11 protein-coding genes and 1 pseudogene are annotated in these 15,619 nt (G+C 68.8%); 5 read left to right on the top strand and 7 right to left on the bottom strand.

Features of this window, described 5'->3' with window-relative positions; all coding sequences use genetic code 11:
- Window positions 1-489: 489 nt before the first annotated feature.
- On the bottom strand, window positions 490-795 hold the full coding sequence (locus tag AC559T_RS03195; protein WP_498867677.1) for a hypothetical protein: 306 nt from the start codon (window positions 793-795) through the stop codon (window positions 490-492).
- Window positions 796-1,609: 814 nt separating this feature from the next.
- On the opposite strand from AC559T_RS03195, the gene AC559T_RS03190 reads away from it, so the two are divergent.
- Both AC559T_RS03190 and AC559T_RS03185 read left to right on the top strand, forming a co-directional pair.
- The gene (locus AC559T_RS03190) at window positions 1,610-2,482 is read left to right on the top strand and encodes a CD225/dispanin family protein (protein ID WP_131627077.1); all 873 of its coding nucleotides are present in this window, start codon (window positions 1,610-1,612) and stop codon (window positions 2,480-2,482) included.
- A 226-nt stretch (window positions 2,483-2,708) separates the two neighbouring features.
- Window positions 2,709-4,145, top strand: coding sequence for an FAD-binding oxidoreductase (locus AC559T_RS03185; protein ID WP_498867680.1), 1,437 nt, complete (start codon window positions 2,709-2,711; stop codon window positions 4,143-4,145).
- Between the two features lie 97 nt (window positions 4,146-4,242).
- On the opposite strand, the gene AC559T_RS03180 is transcribed toward AC559T_RS03185, so the two are convergent.
- The 6 genes from AC559T_RS03180 to AC559T_RS03155 form a co-directional block, all read right to left on the bottom strand.
- The gene (locus tag AC559T_RS03180) at window positions 4,243-4,782 is read right to left on the bottom strand and encodes a hypothetical protein (protein ID WP_160144375.1); all 540 of its coding nucleotides are present in this window, start codon (window positions 4,780-4,782) and stop codon (window positions 4,243-4,245) included.
- A 49-nt stretch (window positions 4,783-4,831) separates the two neighbouring features.
- Window positions 4,832-5,215: an efflux permease Rv1217c-related protein gene (locus AC559T_RS03175; protein ID WP_498867676.1), complete on the bottom strand. Its 384-nt coding sequence runs from the start codon at window positions 5,213-5,215 to the stop codon at window positions 4,832-4,834.
- Window positions 5,161-6,270, bottom strand: a complete 1,110-nt coding sequence (locus AC559T_RS03170; RefSeq protein WP_498867675.1) for an efflux permease Rv1217c-related protein — start codon at window positions 6,268-6,270, stop codon at window positions 5,161-5,163. Before AC559T_RS03170 ends, AC559T_RS03175 begins: the two co-directional genes overlap by 55 nt.
- Window positions 6,271-6,322: 52 nt before the next feature.
- Window positions 6,323-7,264, bottom strand: coding sequence for an ABC transporter ATP-binding protein (locus AC559T_RS03165; RefSeq protein ID WP_498867674.1), 942 nt, complete (start codon window positions 7,262-7,264; stop codon window positions 6,323-6,325).
- A gap of 44 nt (window positions 7,265-7,308) precedes the next feature.
- The gene (locus AC559T_RS03160; RefSeq protein ID WP_498867673.1) at window positions 7,309-8,034 is read right to left on the bottom strand and encodes a hypothetical protein; all 726 of its coding nucleotides are present in this window, start codon (window positions 8,032-8,034) and stop codon (window positions 7,309-7,311) included.
- 381 nt (window positions 8,035-8,415) lie between these two features.
- Window positions 8,416-9,654 carry a PP2C family protein-serine/threonine phosphatase gene (locus tag AC559T_RS03155; RefSeq protein ID WP_498867679.1) on the bottom strand — a complete coding sequence of 413 codons (1,239 nt, stop codon included), beginning with the start codon at window positions 9,652-9,654 and terminating at the stop codon, window positions 8,416-8,418.
- Window positions 9,655-10,072: 418 nt separating this feature from the next.
- On the opposite strand from AC559T_RS03155, the pseudogene AC559T_RS03150 reads away from it, so the two are divergent.
- The 3 genes and pseudogenes from AC559T_RS03150 to AC559T_RS03140 all read left to right on the top strand — a co-directional run.
- Window positions 10,073-10,609: pseudogene (locus AC559T_RS03150) on the top strand (tyrosine-type recombinase/integrase); the annotation flags it as partial.
- A gap of 907 nt (window positions 10,610-11,516) precedes the next feature.
- Window positions 11,517-12,434 carry a HalD/BesD family halogenase gene (locus AC559T_RS03145; protein ID WP_498867672.1) on the top strand — a complete coding sequence of 306 codons (918 nt, stop codon included), beginning with the start codon at window positions 11,517-11,519 and terminating at the stop codon, window positions 12,432-12,434.
- A gap of 1,266 nt (window positions 12,435-13,700) precedes the next feature.
- Entirely contained in the window at window positions 13,701-15,599 is a 1,899-nt protein-coding gene (locus AC559T_RS03140; protein ID WP_498867678.1) for a choline/carnitine O-acyltransferase, read from the top strand.
- The last annotated feature ends 20 nt before the right edge of the window (window positions 15,600-15,619 follow it).

Here is a 15,619-nt window from a genome sequence, read left to right as displayed (position 1 = left end):
GAGGCGTACCGGATTGCCCCCGGCCGGCTCCGTCTCGTCCCGTATGGTCAGCCGCGGCCGCGCAAGACGCGTCTTGCCGCGGCGCTGGTTCGCCACCACCCTGCGAGCGACACCCAGCAGCCAGGGCAACGAGGGTCGGGCACCTCGGAGAAGCGCCGCCACGCGGTCATGAACGTCTCAACGACAACACCGTTGGCCGTGTGCTCAGGCACCTCCCGCAGGGCATACCGCCGCTCCTTACCGGCCGCCACAGCGGCGGAGCGGCGAACCTGCCTCGTCTTGTCAGCCGAGGCAGTATCCCACCGGTGCGCCGGGTCGGCCGAGATGTGCAGTTCAGGGCCGGTGATGACCTCGTAGCCATCCATCCGGGCCGACTGCTACCCCATGCGTTCGATGGGGGTCGGACCGTCTCGGAGTTGGTCCATGTGCGATCGACTCTTGTCAGTCGGCGCACGTTCTGATGCGCTATGTATCGTGGCTCGTCGGCGATCACTGTGGTCGGAGTTCCTGCGCGCGCAGGAACGGCAGCGTCAGGACCTCGTCCGGGAACGGTGGCAGATCGAGGCTTCGGCTCGCCGCGCAGAGCAGGTAATGGAACGTGCACAGCGCTCCGCGCAACGGCAGGCCAGGGCGGATGCCCGTGAACAGGAGCGGCTGCGGCTCATCGAGGATCCAGAACTCAAACATCTGCTGGAACAGCATCTTGGCCTGCAGGTTCGGATCGGCCTCGACCGGCAGCCGCCACCCCGCAAGGAGCCGCCGGCGCGTTAGCAGTGCACGGTCCTGTCTGGTCAAAGGCGAGGTGATATCGCGTATGCCCCCCGACCGCCTTCCCCTGATCGATGATCCCGACCGACGTGGTCCTCGGCCGCATGCGTCGACGCCGTCCGCTGTGGAGCCTTTCCGGTCCGCGGCCGCGGATATCCGTGGAGCAGACCCTCCGGTTCCGCCGGTCTTCGCCGCGCACGGGTTCGATTTCGCCTCACTCCCGTTGCGTGACGCCTGTTGGCGGATGCTCGACTCCGAGATCCGCTCCCGTATGGAGGAACGTGCCGGCCGAATCCAGGCATGGTGGGCGATCACCCAGACGGACGGGCGGGTCAAGGCGGTCGCTTTCGGAAGCCTGGGCCTCTGCGTCGCCGAACCCACGACCCGTCCGAACGGCACGCGCAGCTACTCCGTCAGCACCTACGTCATCGATCCGGCGACGGTCCGCAGGAAGAACATCGATCATCGTCCCGGCGCCCGCGCTTCCGGCACCCCACCGCCGGCGGCATCGTCGACGTCGACGGCCGACGGGCATCTGCCGTACGGGGCTCCGCCGAGCACGAGCCTGAGTAGCCGCGAGCGTGAGGTGCTGGGCAACCTGCCGCCCCTCGTCCAGCAGCTTCTACAGGAGCCCTTCGTCCGCGGAGAGCAGATCCTGCGCGCCGACTGGCACTACGTAGGGCACCGCCACGACCATGGATGCTGTCACGTTCATCCTCGCTGGCCCACGGACCGTGACGGTTGCGGCGGGCCGCATGCACATCCCGCCGGGGCACAGCCTCGTGACGGCTCACTGGTCCCTCGCCTGCTACCGCGCCGACGTGGTCCGCAGGATCGGGCGTTGACCCGGCTGGCCCGCATGCTCCGGGCGCTGCACGGCCAGAACGCCTACGAGATGCTGAATATCTCAGCGTCGGTATCGGACGCGGAGATCAAGGAGGCTTACCGGGCCCTCGCACGGGCCCGTCACCCGGACCGGACCGGCGGGACCGACGTGGCGGAGATGGCTCTGATCAACGTGGCGTACGAGGTGTTACGTGATCTGCGGACGGACTACGACCGCCATCTCGCCGCGTCGCGGACCGGGCGGCACGGAACATCCGAACGAGGGCACACTGCGGCCGAGGACAGGCGGGCCGACACCGGCGACGCGGACCGGACGCGTGGCGGCCACCCTGCCGGCGGGCTCTGGGACGTCCCGTCCGCCCCGGCCGAAGACTTTGAGGAGACCGCCGCGCAGGCGCGCGCCGGCGCGGACAGCGGTACCGGACCGGAGCAGGAACCGAGCCTGTGGGATGAACGGCAAGGGCATGAGCGACAGGACCCATGGCAGCTGTGGCGAACAACCGCTGGGACGGGCCCTGGCGGCTGGACGCCTGGGTTTCGTCCCCACAGCGGCTATGGCCCTGGCTATCCGGTCCATGGCTATCCGCAAGCGGGCTACGGGGCTCCCCACCGCGTGTGGTGGGGTTATGGATGGCCAGGCCCCACGATGATTCCACCGGTGCACTCGTTTCTCTGGCTGGCGATCATCGTCACGCTGATCTTCCCGCCGTGCGGCATCGTTGCGATCAACAGGTCGGCGACGGTCGAGCCGCGACGTATTCAGGGGGATCTCGCTGGCGCCCGGCAGGCCGCCCGTTCCTCTCTGACCTGGAGTCTTGTCGGCCTTCTCCCCTTGATCCTGCTCATTTTCCTCGGTGTGCTCCTGTAGAGGTGCTTCCCGGGGTAGGCCGGCTCGTCCTCGTCGCGTGTGTGGGCACCATGACGCAGGACGATCAGATCGTCGCGGTCTGACCTGCCACCCGCGACGGCAACGCCTGGTTGCTGTACCGGCACGCTTTGCGACGACCCGGTCGTAGCGCGACCCTGTAGGGGTGAGTGACGCAGACCGGTGCTCACCAGTGGACACCGGCGAGCGCAAGGGGGAGGAGCGCTCCATGTCGGCACAGGTGCTCACGCTGGAAGGCCAGCGGCAGACACTCTCGGACGAGACGGTCGAGGAGATCCGTGCGATCTTCCGCGGGCAGGTTCTGACCTCGGACGACGTCGGGTACGACGACGTGCGGGTCATCCAGAACGCCATGCTCGACCGCAGGCCAGGTCTGATCATCCGGTGTACCGGGGCTGCCGACGTCGTCGACGCCGTCCGCCTCGCCGCGACGCGAAACCTGCTCGTCGCCGTCCGCGGCGGCGGCCACAGCATCGCCGGGACCTCCACGGCCGACGACAGCTTGATGATCGACCTGTCGGCGATGCGGGGTGTCTGGGTCGACCCGGAACGGCGGCGTGTGCGGGTGGCCGGTGGTGCGACCTGGGGCGACGTCGACCGTGAGACGCAGCTGCATGGGCTCGCGGTACCCGGGGGAGTGGTGTCGACCACGGGTGTGGCTGGTCTGACGCTCGGTGGCGGAATCGGCTGGTTGCACCGCAAGTACGGGCTGGCCTGCGATGCGCTGCGTGCGGCCGAGGTCGTGACGGCCAGCGGCGACGTCGTGCGGTGTAGCGCCTCCGAGCGCGAGGACCTGTTCTGGGCGCTGCGGGGCGGGGGCGGCAACTTCGGCGTGGTGGTGTCCTTCGAGTTCGAGGCCTATCCGCTCGGTCCGGTCGTCTGGAACGGCATGGTCGTCTACCCGATCGACGCCGCTGCCGAGGTGCTCCCCCGCTGGGGGGACTGGACGTCCACCGTTTCCGACGAGGTCACCAGCCGTGCCATGATGTGGTCGCTGCCGGCGTCGCCGGCACTCCCGCCCGCTGTACACGACCGCGACGTGTTCATCACGGCCGCCTTGTACGCGGGCGACCCGGACGAGGGTCAGCGGGCGTGTCGGGCGCTTGCCGATTTCGGCGCGCCGCTCGCCGACATGAGCCAGGCGCTGTCGTACCGGACAGCGCAGTCCTCCCTCGACCCGTTCTTCCCGAAGGGCGGGCTGCAGAGCTACTGGAAGTCCGTCTACCTGGACCGACTCGACGAGGATGCGACCGCGTTCGTGGTCCGCGTCGGCCAGGACCGCCCGCACCCGACGACCTTGGTGCACGTGCCTCTCCTGGGAGGCGCCATGTCGCGGGTCGGGGCGACGGAAACCGCGTTCGGCGATCGCAGCGCCCGGCACATGCTGAGCCTCGACGGAAACTGGCTGGACCCGGCCGACGACGACGCGAACATCCGTTGGGTGCGCGGTGCCTACGACGAGGCCGTCACACTGCGGGCCGCGTCGGGCACCTACCTCAACTTCGGCGGCGACGCCGATCTCGACGACGCCGCCCGGGCACGAGCCTGGGGACGCAACGTCGAGCGCCTTCGACAGGTCAAGCGCAGCTACGACCCGGAAAACCGCTTCCGGCTCAACCCCAACATCCCCCCCGCTGAGAGCTGAGCCGACGCTTTGTGGCTGCCAGCGGCTACCAGCACCGAGCCTGCCTCACGGCGACCCGGTACGTCCCATCAGAGGCCCGGAACCTGGATGGTGGCGGTCAGCCGGTGCTGTTGCCGGTGCGGCCCGGCGAGCCGTTCAGGTCTCGGCCGAGCTGCATCCCCCACGCCTCGGCCCGCTCGCGTTCCCCGTCCGCCAGGGGCCCTTCGGTGGCGGTGACGAAGAAACCTGGTCCACGGTCGACGTGGCGGAACCCTCGTTTCTTCAGCGCTTTCGACGAGGCCTTGGCCGCTGTTCCAGGGACGAACCTGGTCTTGATCGAGGTATCGAAGGTGACGACGTGAAGATCCTTGGACGGTGTCACCCTCTCGATCCACTCGCGAACTCCGGGGAGGTCGACGTCTTGCGCCCCTTTTTCTCCGGCCTCCCTACGGCTCTGCGGCCGGGGAAGTGAGAAGGCGTGGGTCGGGGCGCCGACCAGCAGGAGCCGGACGTCGCCGGGCAGGGCCACGGGAGCCTCGGCAGGGTGGATGACGCTGACCGTCTCCAGCGGGACGGTTCGAGTCAGACCGGCTGCGACGGCATGAGCCACCGCGGTCGTGTTGCCGAAACACGACTCCACCACGATCAACACTGTCACGTGTCGAGCCTTTCATGCTTGCTCGCGGTACGGTCCGGGGCTTCGGCGCTCACGCGGCGCGGAGGTCTCGGCGGCGGAAGAGGAAGCCGCCGAGCACGGCCCCCGCGATCCCGAGGCCGCTGAGGACCGCGGCGCTCGACCAGTCCGGGGGACCCGCCGGCGCGGGGGACACGTGGAAGAAGACGGAGGTGTCCAGCAGCCAGTGATGGAGACGCACGGCGCCGCCGGAGAACTCGATGAGAAAAGCCCAGGTCAGGTAGGCGTAGACAACGGGCCGGGTAGCGCGGGGCCACCCACCGAAGACCAGGGTGCCCAGGCCGAGCAGGAACAGGCCGGGCGGGACGATGTTCACCCCGGCCGTCACCAGATCCCCGGCGCCTATCCCGTCGCTCTGGCCGGCGGTACCGACCCAGGCGCCGCCGCCGGCGGCCACGCCGGCGCAGCCGAGCAGGAGGCAGGACACCGCCAGGCGTCCGGCGAGCCCCGGGCCCGGCTGACGGGACGGACCAGCAGGGCGTCGAGCTGCCCGGCGGCCTCCTCGGCGCGCAGGGCGCTGACCTGGCCGGCGGCGATCAGCGCGACCAGAAACGAGACGACCAGGAAGATGAGCCCGAGGTAGACCGCGGTCGGTGACCCGTGCCCGCCGAGTCGGCTGATCGCCTCCTCGATGTCCCGTGATCCGTCGACGTCCTGCGTCGAGGAGTCGGCGACCACGCCGAACAGGGCGGCGAACGCCGCGATCGCGAATAGCCATCCGGCCGCGCCCAGCCGCGTCTGGCGGACCGCGAACCTGACCGGGCCGCCGAGCAGCGCCACCCGCGGCGGTCCGGCGTGCCGCTCCGGGAGAATCGCCGTCCCGGCGTCTCTGCGCCCCGCCAGCCATACCGCCGCGGCGGTGGCCCCGACGGTCAGGGCGAGCACGGGGACCACGGCGACCGGGTTCGGGTCGTTCAGCGGGCGGATTCGCTCCACCCATCCCAGCGGGCTCAGCCAGCCGAGCCAGTGCAGGCCGCGGTCGGTGTTGGCGGCCATCCGCAGGGCGTACCCGATTCCCAGGACGGCGGCGGCGATCGTCGCCGCCTGACCGGCCGCGCGGCGCGGGGTTGTCTGCCCGGTCAGCAGCAGTTCCCAGCGTCCGGACTCCTCCTCGCCGCGCAGCAGGCGGGTCGCCAGCAGGACTCCCCACACCGACCCGAGCAGGCCCAGGATGCCCACGAAGCGCCAGGTCGCCCAGCCGGCGACGGTGTTGAGCGCGTCCGGCTGGCCCAGGACCGCGGTCAGGCCACCCTCCGTGCCGTAGGTGGCGGCCATCTGGTCGCGGGCCGCCTGGGTGTCGTACTGCGCTGTGAACGCCACGGTCTGCACGACGACGAACAGTCCGAACACGCACCCCCACAGCGCGCCTGACCGGGCGGCGGCACGGGCCACTCGACCGCCCACGACCAGGCGTGCGTCACCGCCCGCCGGGTTCAGGGCGCCACGCGCCACGCGCCACGCGCCACGCGCCACGCGGCACGCGGCACCGAGAGAGGCAGCACCGTCATGCCAATGCCCGCTGCCGCGTCAGCTGTTCCGGCGACCCCTCGTCGCGTTCGGCTTCGTCCGGTCCGTAGTGGGCGAGGAACAGTTCCTCCAGGGAGGGCTCCCGGCTGAGGAATTCCTGGACATTGGTACCGGAAAGGGCGTCGAGGAGGGGCTGGATCGGCCCCCGTACCCCCAGCCGGGCTCGGTGGCCGTCCACCACGACCCGGGTCACGCCCGGTACGCGGGCAAGGTCGGGCGGCGGCCGGTCGAAGGTGAGCTCGACGGCCAACTCCGCGAGGTGGCGCATCTGGTCGAGCGTTCCCATCTCGACGAGCCGCCCTTCGCGCAGGATTCCGACCCGGTCGCACAGGGCCTCGACCTCGCTGAGGATGTGCGACGAGAGGAACACGCTCTGGCCCGCGTCGCGGGCCTCCGCGACACTGAGCCGGAACGCCTGCTCCATCAACGGGTCCAGCCCGCTGGTCGGCTCGTCCAGCACGAGCAGGTCGGGGCGGCTCATCAGGGCGGCGATCAGCAGCACCTTCTGCCGGTTGCCCTTGGAGTAGGCCCGCACCTTCTTCGACGGGTCGAGGCTGAACCGTTCGACGAGCTCGTCGCGGTAGGCGGCGTCCACCCGGCCCTGGACTCGGCCCAGCAGGTACAGCGTTTCGGCTCCGGTCAGTTCCGGACACAGGCTCGCCTCGCCCGGAACGTAGGCGAGATGACGGTGGGCCTGTGTCTTCCGTCGCTGGCAGTCGTGCCCGAAGATCTCCGCACGTCCGGATGTCGGGTGCGCGAATCCGAGAAGCAGCCGGATCGTCGTGGTCTTCCCCGCGCCGTTGGGCCCCAGACAGCCGACGGCCTCGCCGGGAGCAACCTCGAGATCAAGATCGCGCAGTGCGTGGAATTTACCGTAGCGTTTACCGAGACCGACCGCGCGGATTGCGGGGGTCGCCATGGGGGCTCCTGTCGCCTCGGTCGTCCTGGGCTGGGAATGGCGGCTTATGTGTCGGGAATCGTCCAGTGCGCCAGTGCCTGACGCACCGCCGTGCTCCGTTCGTCGCTCCAGACAACAGCCGGGTCGGGCTCCAGGAAGGTCATCGCGACACTGGCGAGCCCCATCGCTGGAAGCGACCATTCCTCCGTGCCCGAAGCCCCGAACGGGCGTGCGTTCAGTCGCCGCTCGGCGACGTCCGGAGTGGCGAGGGATACGAGGTACAACCCCCGAAGGGTCGCGTCGAACAGGTTCACCATCGTGTCGAACGTGGCTTCCAGCTCAGGGCGCAGCCGGTAGCCGAACACCTGGGTGAGCTGCACCCAGGATCGCGCGACGCGAGCGACATGGTCGCGCTGGGACTGGGCGAGAGCCTCGCGGACCTCCTCACGGAGCCCTCCGTCGGGCAGGCTCAGGAACGTGGCGTGCAAGGCGATGTAGGTCCGCCACCCCGCCGACGTCCGGAGCACCTCGAAGTCGAGCAGAGCCAGTTCGCGGAACAGCTCGGTAATCAGATCCTGCCGGCCCTGCGGCGTGCTGAACCCGTCCTCGTGTGCGCGCACGACACGTCGGAACAGCTCTATCTCGTCCCGTTCGATACCCGGGACGGCACCCGCCGCCAGTTCCTTCACCAGGTCGGAGACGAAAAGGTCCTTGGACGGCCAGCGACGGTAGACAGCACTGCGTCCACGCGGAGCTGGCTCGGATACAACCCCCTGACGGGTTCCGCTCATGTCCGCCGGTGTTCGTGGGCTTGGCCTTACGGATGGCTGTACTCGCAGCACGGCCCTACACGCGTCACGAGCTCGGGAAACCTGTGCGGCCTGCGGCGCCTGCCAGGGCGTGGACGGGGCGCTGCCCAGGTCGACGGCGGTCCTGTGCCCTCTGTCGACGTTGCTACTGGCACGCGAATGGCACGGCCTGCCGGTCGGACCGGACCGGACCGGAGACTCGGCTCCGACTGTCTGCTTTTTCGTGCCGCGGTGGCGGGTTCACCGCGCTCCGTCGCCGTTCGTTTCGCGCGTCGGGCACGCTGCCCTATCGCCGCGAACAGCCGCGGACACGCACGATTGAGACGGAACCTGAGACGATCGGCGCCATCAACGTCTTCCTGGTTAAATATCTATGCTGGCGAGATGGTCGGCGGTGCCCCCGCGCCACTCGATCAGGAAGAGAGTCGCGTCGTCGGTCGTGATTCCGCGCCTTTCCCGCATCAGTGCATGGGACAGATCTCGGACCATCTCCCGGATGCTTTTACCCCGGATATTCTCAATAAAGTTGATCAGGCGTTCTTCGCCGAATTGTTCTCCGCCCTTTTCGTGCTCCTCGACGAGGCCATCGGTGAAGAACAGCACCCGGTCGCCGCGCAAGAGCGTCTGCTCACTGACCTGCGGTATGTCACCACCGAATCCGACCGGCAGGGTTCCCGGGCTCTCCAGCGCCTGGATAACCCTATGGTCGCGGATCAGTAGCGCTGCCGGATGACCCGCATTGACCCATTGCAGGTGACCAGTTCCGATATCCAAACGCATCATCTGTGCGGTGACGAAATGGTCGGGTCCGAACTGCCTGTGGATGGCTGCGTCCATGAACATGTACAGCTCGGCAAGCCCGATGTCGGCACGTCTGGCGTGCCGGTAGGCACCGATCGCGACCGTTGCCAGCACTGCGGCGTCCAGACTGTGACCCATCGCGTCGATAACGGCCACGTGCAGGATGTCATCGTTGAGAGCGTAGTCGAAGCTGTCGCCTGCGATGTCGTAGGCGGGTTCAAGGACACCGGCTACCGCGACCTGCGGGGTGATCATGGTCAGCGGGGGCAACAGTGACCATTGGATTTCCGCGGCCACACTCATCGGTTCGCGACGCCGGGCCTGGAAGAACTGGTCGGTGTAGCTGCTTTTGGTGACCAGCATGTCGGCGACGAGGCCGGCGAGCCGCCGCAGCAACCGCCGGTCATCATCATCGACGGTGTCGAGGGTGAGGGCCAGCACGCCCACCTGGTCGCTACCGTCCAGCAGTGGCAGGAACATCCGTATACCGCCGTCTTGCGGCTGTTCGACGGTCATCGCGCGCAGGAATGCCGTGCCGGCCGGGGAGCCGTCGATCGGCTCAGGCTCCCCGACCGTGAGGCTCCTGCCCGGCAGCGGCGTCAGCACCAGCTGCTCATAGTCCTGCAGAAGGATAGAGATGTCCCGCCCACCGATCCTGCCGATCTCTTCCGCTACCAGGGGGGCGATCAGCTGCGGCGGCATCTCGTGAGCGCGATCCAGCAACACACCCAGCAGCCGCTCGCCGAACCCCTCCGACCGATCCACCATGATCTTGTCGAATTTCTGTTCGTCTGCAGCCATGGCCACCCCCTCTCCCCTGTCCGGCCGTTCATATCTGTGCGAGCCTCTCTGGGCGGCGTCAACGGGTCACGTCGACACCCCGCTTCACCCTTGATCGACGGAGAGGAAGAAAAGGAAGGACCTAAAGGTGACGGCGGAGACGAGGACTCGAGCCCCTAACCTTTGCCTTGCGAAGTCGGCCCCGTTCATCTCTCGGCGTCTACTCTCGTCAGGAAAGGCCGGCATAGCGGGGTTCGCTCTCGTAGTTCCACACAGGACCCAGATTCGGGTATGTGGATCGGCCACAGACGGTCTCGCCGCTGGCAGGCTGCGGGTCGGGCTGCCCGGGGAGCGCGGCGTCCTGGCGCTGTCTTCCGGCAGTGCACTGGCGTGCCCTCTGCTCATTCTCCGGCCGCCCACCGGCGTGCACCGCGCGCCGCTGCTTGATCATAAAACGAGTATTTCGGCAGTCTCGGGCTCTGTTGGCGGCGCGGCCTACGTCCTGAGGCCGGACGGCACGACGAAGCGGCGGCCGGTCTACGGCAAGTCGGAGGAGATCGTCCGCGGCAAGCTGACCGAACTCCAGGCCAACTCCGACCAGGGCATCCCGGCGGACGCGACCGGGTGGACGGTCGAGCGGTACCTGACGGTCTGGCTTGCTCAGACGGTGAAACCGAACCGTCAGTCGAACACGTACGTGACCTATGAGAAGGCGGTTCGGATCTACCTCGTCCCGGGTCTCGGGAGGAAGCGGCTGAACAGGCTGACCGGCGCGGACGTTCGGCAGTTCATCCGGCGGACGGAGAGCACCTGCCGGTGCTGCGCGCGGGGTGTGGACAAGGAGCGACCGGAGGGGGAGCGGCGTTGCTGCGCGGTTGGCCGGTGCTGCCGGCGGCTGCCGTCGAAGCGTCAGGTTCAGGTCGTGCATGCCGTGCTGCGCAACGCACTCCAGGCGGCCGTCCGGGAGGAGCTGGTCGGCGCGTGCCCGCTGCAGCTGGGAGCAAGAGCCCGGAGCTGGTGTTCCAGGAGATCTTCGCGCACCTGGCGGTCTACACCGCGGGCTGCGGGTCCTGATGCACGCCGCGGTGGTGAACCGCGGCGAGCCGCTGGATCCCGCCAGGGCGTCCGCCGCGGCCGCCCTACGGGTGGCCTGGCGCAGTGTCGCCCCTGTGCCCGGGGCTTTCCCCTCTGATCATCTCACGGCTGAACTCGCTCACCCTACCCGTGAGCTTCAGGAAGAGATCAACCCTGTGCGTCGGCTCCGCTGCGTGGTCCGGCAGGCCAAACGGAAGATGTCCCGTTTCCTGTCGTGGAACCCCCAACGACCACGGCCTCCTCCACCCATCCGCCGCCCGGCCGAAACTGTGCAGATCATCCGGGCGGTCGGACCCCTGTCAGACCCGCAACTCAACGGCATTGCGCCTGAAAGCCCGACTCAACGCCGACGGTCCAGGTCTGGCATCCCACACGTCCGGAAGGGAGGAAATTGGCGCTGAGAAGGAAGCCCGATTACCAGCCCTGAGCGTAGAAAGAACATAAAAGTGTCGGATATCACAGGCATGTTCATGTGCTGGTAGTCGAGGCAAGAATGTTCGGAAACCCAGTCAGGCGCGCCATGGTGAGGTGCGCACGCCCGGCGTAGGGAGGATCTCGTGAGCCGCTCGAGAACTGCTGCAGCGCGCGGTGCGGCCTGCCCTGCTGGATCAGACAGCCTTCTGGCCTGCGGCGATGATGCGGCGGGATCCACGGGCCAGGGCCTTCTGCCGGGTATCCCCGGGCCCGTGGACAGCGCCGTGCCCAACAGCGTCACTGCTGCTGAACGTGTCAGTGTTCCTCAACGTGTCATCGGGCCTGGGTGCGCCACCGCAGCTGGATACGCCGCCGTGCGTGAAAGCCCCGGCGGACCTGGGTGCTCCAGTGGACCCGGCGTCGCCACCGCGCTCGATGGTCTGGATGACCTGGTCGACACCGACCGTTATCCTCTCGCGCATCCGGCGAGTGCGGCCTGGCACGACCTGGCGGCCAGAGTCCGTCGAGAGCTGGAGGCAACGGGTTGCAGCGTCCTCGCTGAATTCGTTCGCCCCGATGCCCGTGAGGCCCTGCGTGCCGAATGCGCTGAGCTTGCTCCGTCGGCGTACTACCAGGCCGAGACGGTCAACGCATACAACATCGACATGGGGACGCCGCTTCCCGAAGGTCATCCCGGGCGTATCACCATGCGGCGCGGAAACGCGTTCGTCGCGGCCGATCTCGTCCCCGACGGTGTGGGCATACGGCGGTTGTATTCCAACGAGTCGTTTCGGCGGTTCGTGGCTGCCTGCTGCGGGCTTGGTCGCCTGTACGAGCTGGCGGACCCGCTGGCCCAGCTGTGCCTCAACGTCATCCGGCCCGGAGACGAGCACCCCTGGCACTTCGACACCAACGAGTTCTCGCTGAGCCTGCTGATCCAGGAGTCGGAGGCAGGCGGGGTCTTCGAGTACTGTCCCGACATCCGGTCCGCCGAGGCCGAGAACCTCGAGGCCGTGTGTGACGTCCTCACCGGTCGGGATGACCGGCGGACACGGCGCCTCATGCTCCGTCCCGGCGATCTCCAGCTGTTCCGGGGTCGCTTCTCGCTGCACCGGGTCAGCCCGGTGCAGGGGGGCACCGCCCGTCATTCGGCGATCTTCGCCTACTGCGAGCGTCCCGGTGTCATCGGTAGCGTAGCGCGCACGAGGCAGCTGTTCGGCCGGGTGCTGCTCGAACATCTCGAGGCCGCCGGGCAGGCGGCTCGCGTGCGGGGTGACAGCCTGCTCGACTGAGCCGGCGATTGAGCCGGCGGTCCGATCGCGCAGGCCGACCACGCCCGTGGCCCTCGACCCGCCGGCGGCGTCGGCGTGCTGATCGGCTGGTCCGCGTTCATGGGAACTGGTATCCCAGAGCCGGCCTCGCGAGGGCGAGTCCGGTCCCGACCATGACCTGCAGGAGCCTGACCTGTGCATTTCGATGCCACTGGCAAAGTCTCACTGGATCACATCTACGACCAGCCTGATCCACGGGCATATTTCACGACGCTGCGTACGCTCGCCTATCAGGTCCCCCAAATCGCCAGGCCGTACTTCGTCGAGACCGTGGCCGACTACCGGGCAGCAGGCCGCCCGATGCCCGGCGATCCTCCCGGACGTCACCCGTCGCCGCTGAAGATCCTCGACATCGGTTCGTCCTACGGGATCAACGCGGCACTGCTGCGCTGCGGGGTTACCCTCGAGCACCTGTACGAGCGCTACGGTGCACCCGAGGCCCACGGCTACACCCGTGACGAGCTGCTGGCCCGCGACCGCGAACTGGTCCGTTCCACCAGAGTGTCCCCGCCACCCACTTCCGGGCCTCTGAGCTCCAACGGGCGTTCGGGTGGCTCCCTGCCGACCGGCGCGGTGTTCGTGGGTCTCGACGTGTCGAACGAGGCCCTCTCCTACGCTCTCGCGGCAGGCTTTCTCGACGATGCCGTGCACGCCGACCTGGAGGCCGCGGATCCCACCGAACGGCAGCGAGGGCAGCTTGCCGGCACCGATCTCGTCATCTCGACCGGCTGTCTCGGCTATGTTGGCGAACGAACCATCTCCCGGGTTCTCGACGCCATCGAGGCGGCTGACGGAAAGCGACCGTGGATGGCGCACTTCGTACTGCGGATGTTCCCGTTCGACGCCATCGGGGCGAGCCTCGCGGAGAGGGGATACGAGACCGTCAGGCTCGACCGCATGTTCCGCCAGCGCAGATTCGCCTCGGCGCAGGAACAGCAGCTCGTGCTGGACAGTCTCGCCACGGTGGGCATCGACCCGCACGGCCTGGAGAGCGACGGTTGGATGTACGCCCAGCTGTACGTGTCACGCCCCCGCGGCAGCTTCGCCGCACACGCCGCCAGCGCCTCGGCCGCGACTACCGCCTCCGCCTCCGCCGCGGCTACCGCCAGCACTTCTGCCGCGAGTATCGCGAGTACCGGCACTCCGGGCATCCCCGGCGCCAGTTCCGTCATCAGCAGGAGCCCGACGGCCGTCGGGCCACCCGTCCCACGCCCCCCGAGGTCACGAATGACGCCGAACGCCCCGTCACCGAGCAGCAACGCGCCCGAGGCCACGGCAGCTGGCCTCCGGCAGCCGAGCCCCGTGGCATCCGAGGCCGGGCCGCAATGGTCGAACACCGGTACGTTCGTCAACGACGACCGGCTCCCGCGGGTGCCGCTGCCCACTCTGGACGACACCTGCGCCCGGTTCCTGCAGTGGTGCTCACCGTTGCTGACCCCGGACGAGCTGGCAGCCACCGAGACGGCGCTCGCCGCGTTCGCCCGCCCAGGCGGTCCGGGCCGTGCCCTGCACGCCGAGCTGGAGCGCTACGACGCCACCCCCGGCGTGCACAGCTGGCTCGACGCCTTCTGGGCCTCGCGCTACCTGGGGCGGCGTGACCGCATCGCCCTCAACGCGAACTTCATCTTCCTCTTCGAGGAGTCCGACGCCGGTCAGACAGCCCGGGCCGCGGGGCTGATCGCCTCGGCGCTGGACTACAAGCTGCGCCTCGACGCGGAGGCGATCGAGCCGATCATCCAGCGCGGCCAGGCGCTGTCGATGGACCAGAACCGGTTCCTGTTCTCTACGACCCGTATCCCCGGGCAGGTGCAGGACACCGTCCGCACCCCGTACAGCGAGCCGTCACCGGGCCCCTCCACCGCACGCCACATCGTCGTCCTCCACCGCGGCCACCTGTTCCGGATGGACGTGGTGGGCCCCGAGGGGCATCCGCACACGCTCGACGATCTCGAGAGCGGCCTGGACGCGATCCTGAAGGCGGGGGCGGAGCGCGCCGCTCCGGAGACGTCGGTCGGTCGGCTCACCACCAAGGCACGCGCGGCCTGGGCTACGAGCCGTGAATCGCTGCTCGCCTGCGACCCGGGCAACGTGACTGCCCTCGACACCGTCGAGACCGCGCTGTTCTGCCTCTGCCTCGACGACCTCACGCCCGCCGATGCCAAGGAAGCGTGCGACAACCTTCTCCACGGCGACTGCGGCAACCGCTGGTTCGACAAGTCGGTGTCCCTCATCGTCTTCGCGGACGGCAGCGCCGGTATCAACATCGAGCACTGCGGCCTGGACGGGACGACCGTGCTGAGCCTGGTCGACGACATGCTCGGCGCTCCGGCGGTCGAGCACTCGGCCCGGTCGGGCGCCCGCTCCCAGGGCGTGCCCGCCGTCCGGCCGGTCACGTTCACGCTGGACGACGACCTGCGCGCGGACGTGCTTGCCGCGGGCGAAGCGTTCAGCGCATACGCCGCCGCCACGGCCACGGCCACGCTGTCGTTCGACGACTTCGGCTCCAACCGGGCGAAGAGCCTGCGGATCTCGCCGGACGCGTTCGTCCAGCTCGCCTACCAGCTGGCGCACAACCGCTCGAAGGGCCTGGTCGGCGCCACCTACGAGTCGATCGCGACCCGGCAGTACCGGCGCGGTCGCACAGAGGCGATGCGGGTCATCACGCCGGAGATCCAGGCGTTCGTCCGGGTGATGGACGACCCGGCCGCCGACGCCGCCACCCGGCTGGCCGCGCTGCGGGCCGCGGCCGACGCCCACGTCACGCGGGCGCGGGACTGCCAGGCGGGACGGGCCCCGGAGCAGCACCTCTGGGAACTCCAGTTCATCCAGGCCCGTCGCGGCGAGGAACTGGGGATCACCGAGCATCTCGACCTGTTCGACACCCCCGGCTGGCTGGTCACCCGGGACGACTACCTGAGCACGAGCTCGGCGCCGTCCACCCACATCCAGTACTTCGGATTCGGATCAACCAGTAACAGGTGCATCGGGGTCGCCTACGTGCTGCTGCCGGACCGCTTCAACGTCTACCTGAGCACCCCGAGCGTGGTGGCTGAGCAGATGCACTCCTTCGCCGGACATCTGCGGACCGCCCTCACCGAGCTCCAGGACCTTCTCGAGGCCGGCTGAATCGTCGACCGCCCTGCTAG

This window comes from Frankia sp. Hr75.2 (assembly GCF_949319125.1).
GTDB lineage: Bacteria > Actinomycetota > Actinomycetes > Frankiales > Frankiaceae > Parafrankia > Parafrankia soli.
This window is presented reverse-complemented; position numbering and strand designations above follow the sequence as displayed.

What these genes read in the sequence shown, in the direction of transcription:
- AC559T_RS03185 (WP_498867680.1), top strand. Translation starts at nt 2,709, where the DNA reads ATGTCGGCACAGGTGCTCACGCTGGAAGGCCAGCGGCAGACACTCTCG.
- AC559T_RS03165 (WP_498867674.1), bottom strand. Translation starts at nt 7,264, where the DNA reads ATGGCGACCCCCGCAATCCGCGCGGTCGGTCTCGGTAAACGCTACGGT.
- AC559T_RS03160 (WP_498867673.1), bottom strand. Translation starts at nt 8,034, where the DNA reads ATGAGCGGAACCCGTCAGGGGGTTGTATCCGAGCCAGCTCCGCGTGGA.
- AC559T_RS03155 (WP_498867679.1), bottom strand. Translation starts at nt 9,654, where the DNA reads ATGGCTGCAGACGAACAGAAATTCGACAAGATCATGGTGGATCGGTCG.
- AC559T_RS03140 (WP_498867678.1), top strand. Translation starts at nt 13,701, where the DNA reads ATGACGCCGAACGCCCCGTCACCGAGCAGCAACGCGCCCGAGGCCACG.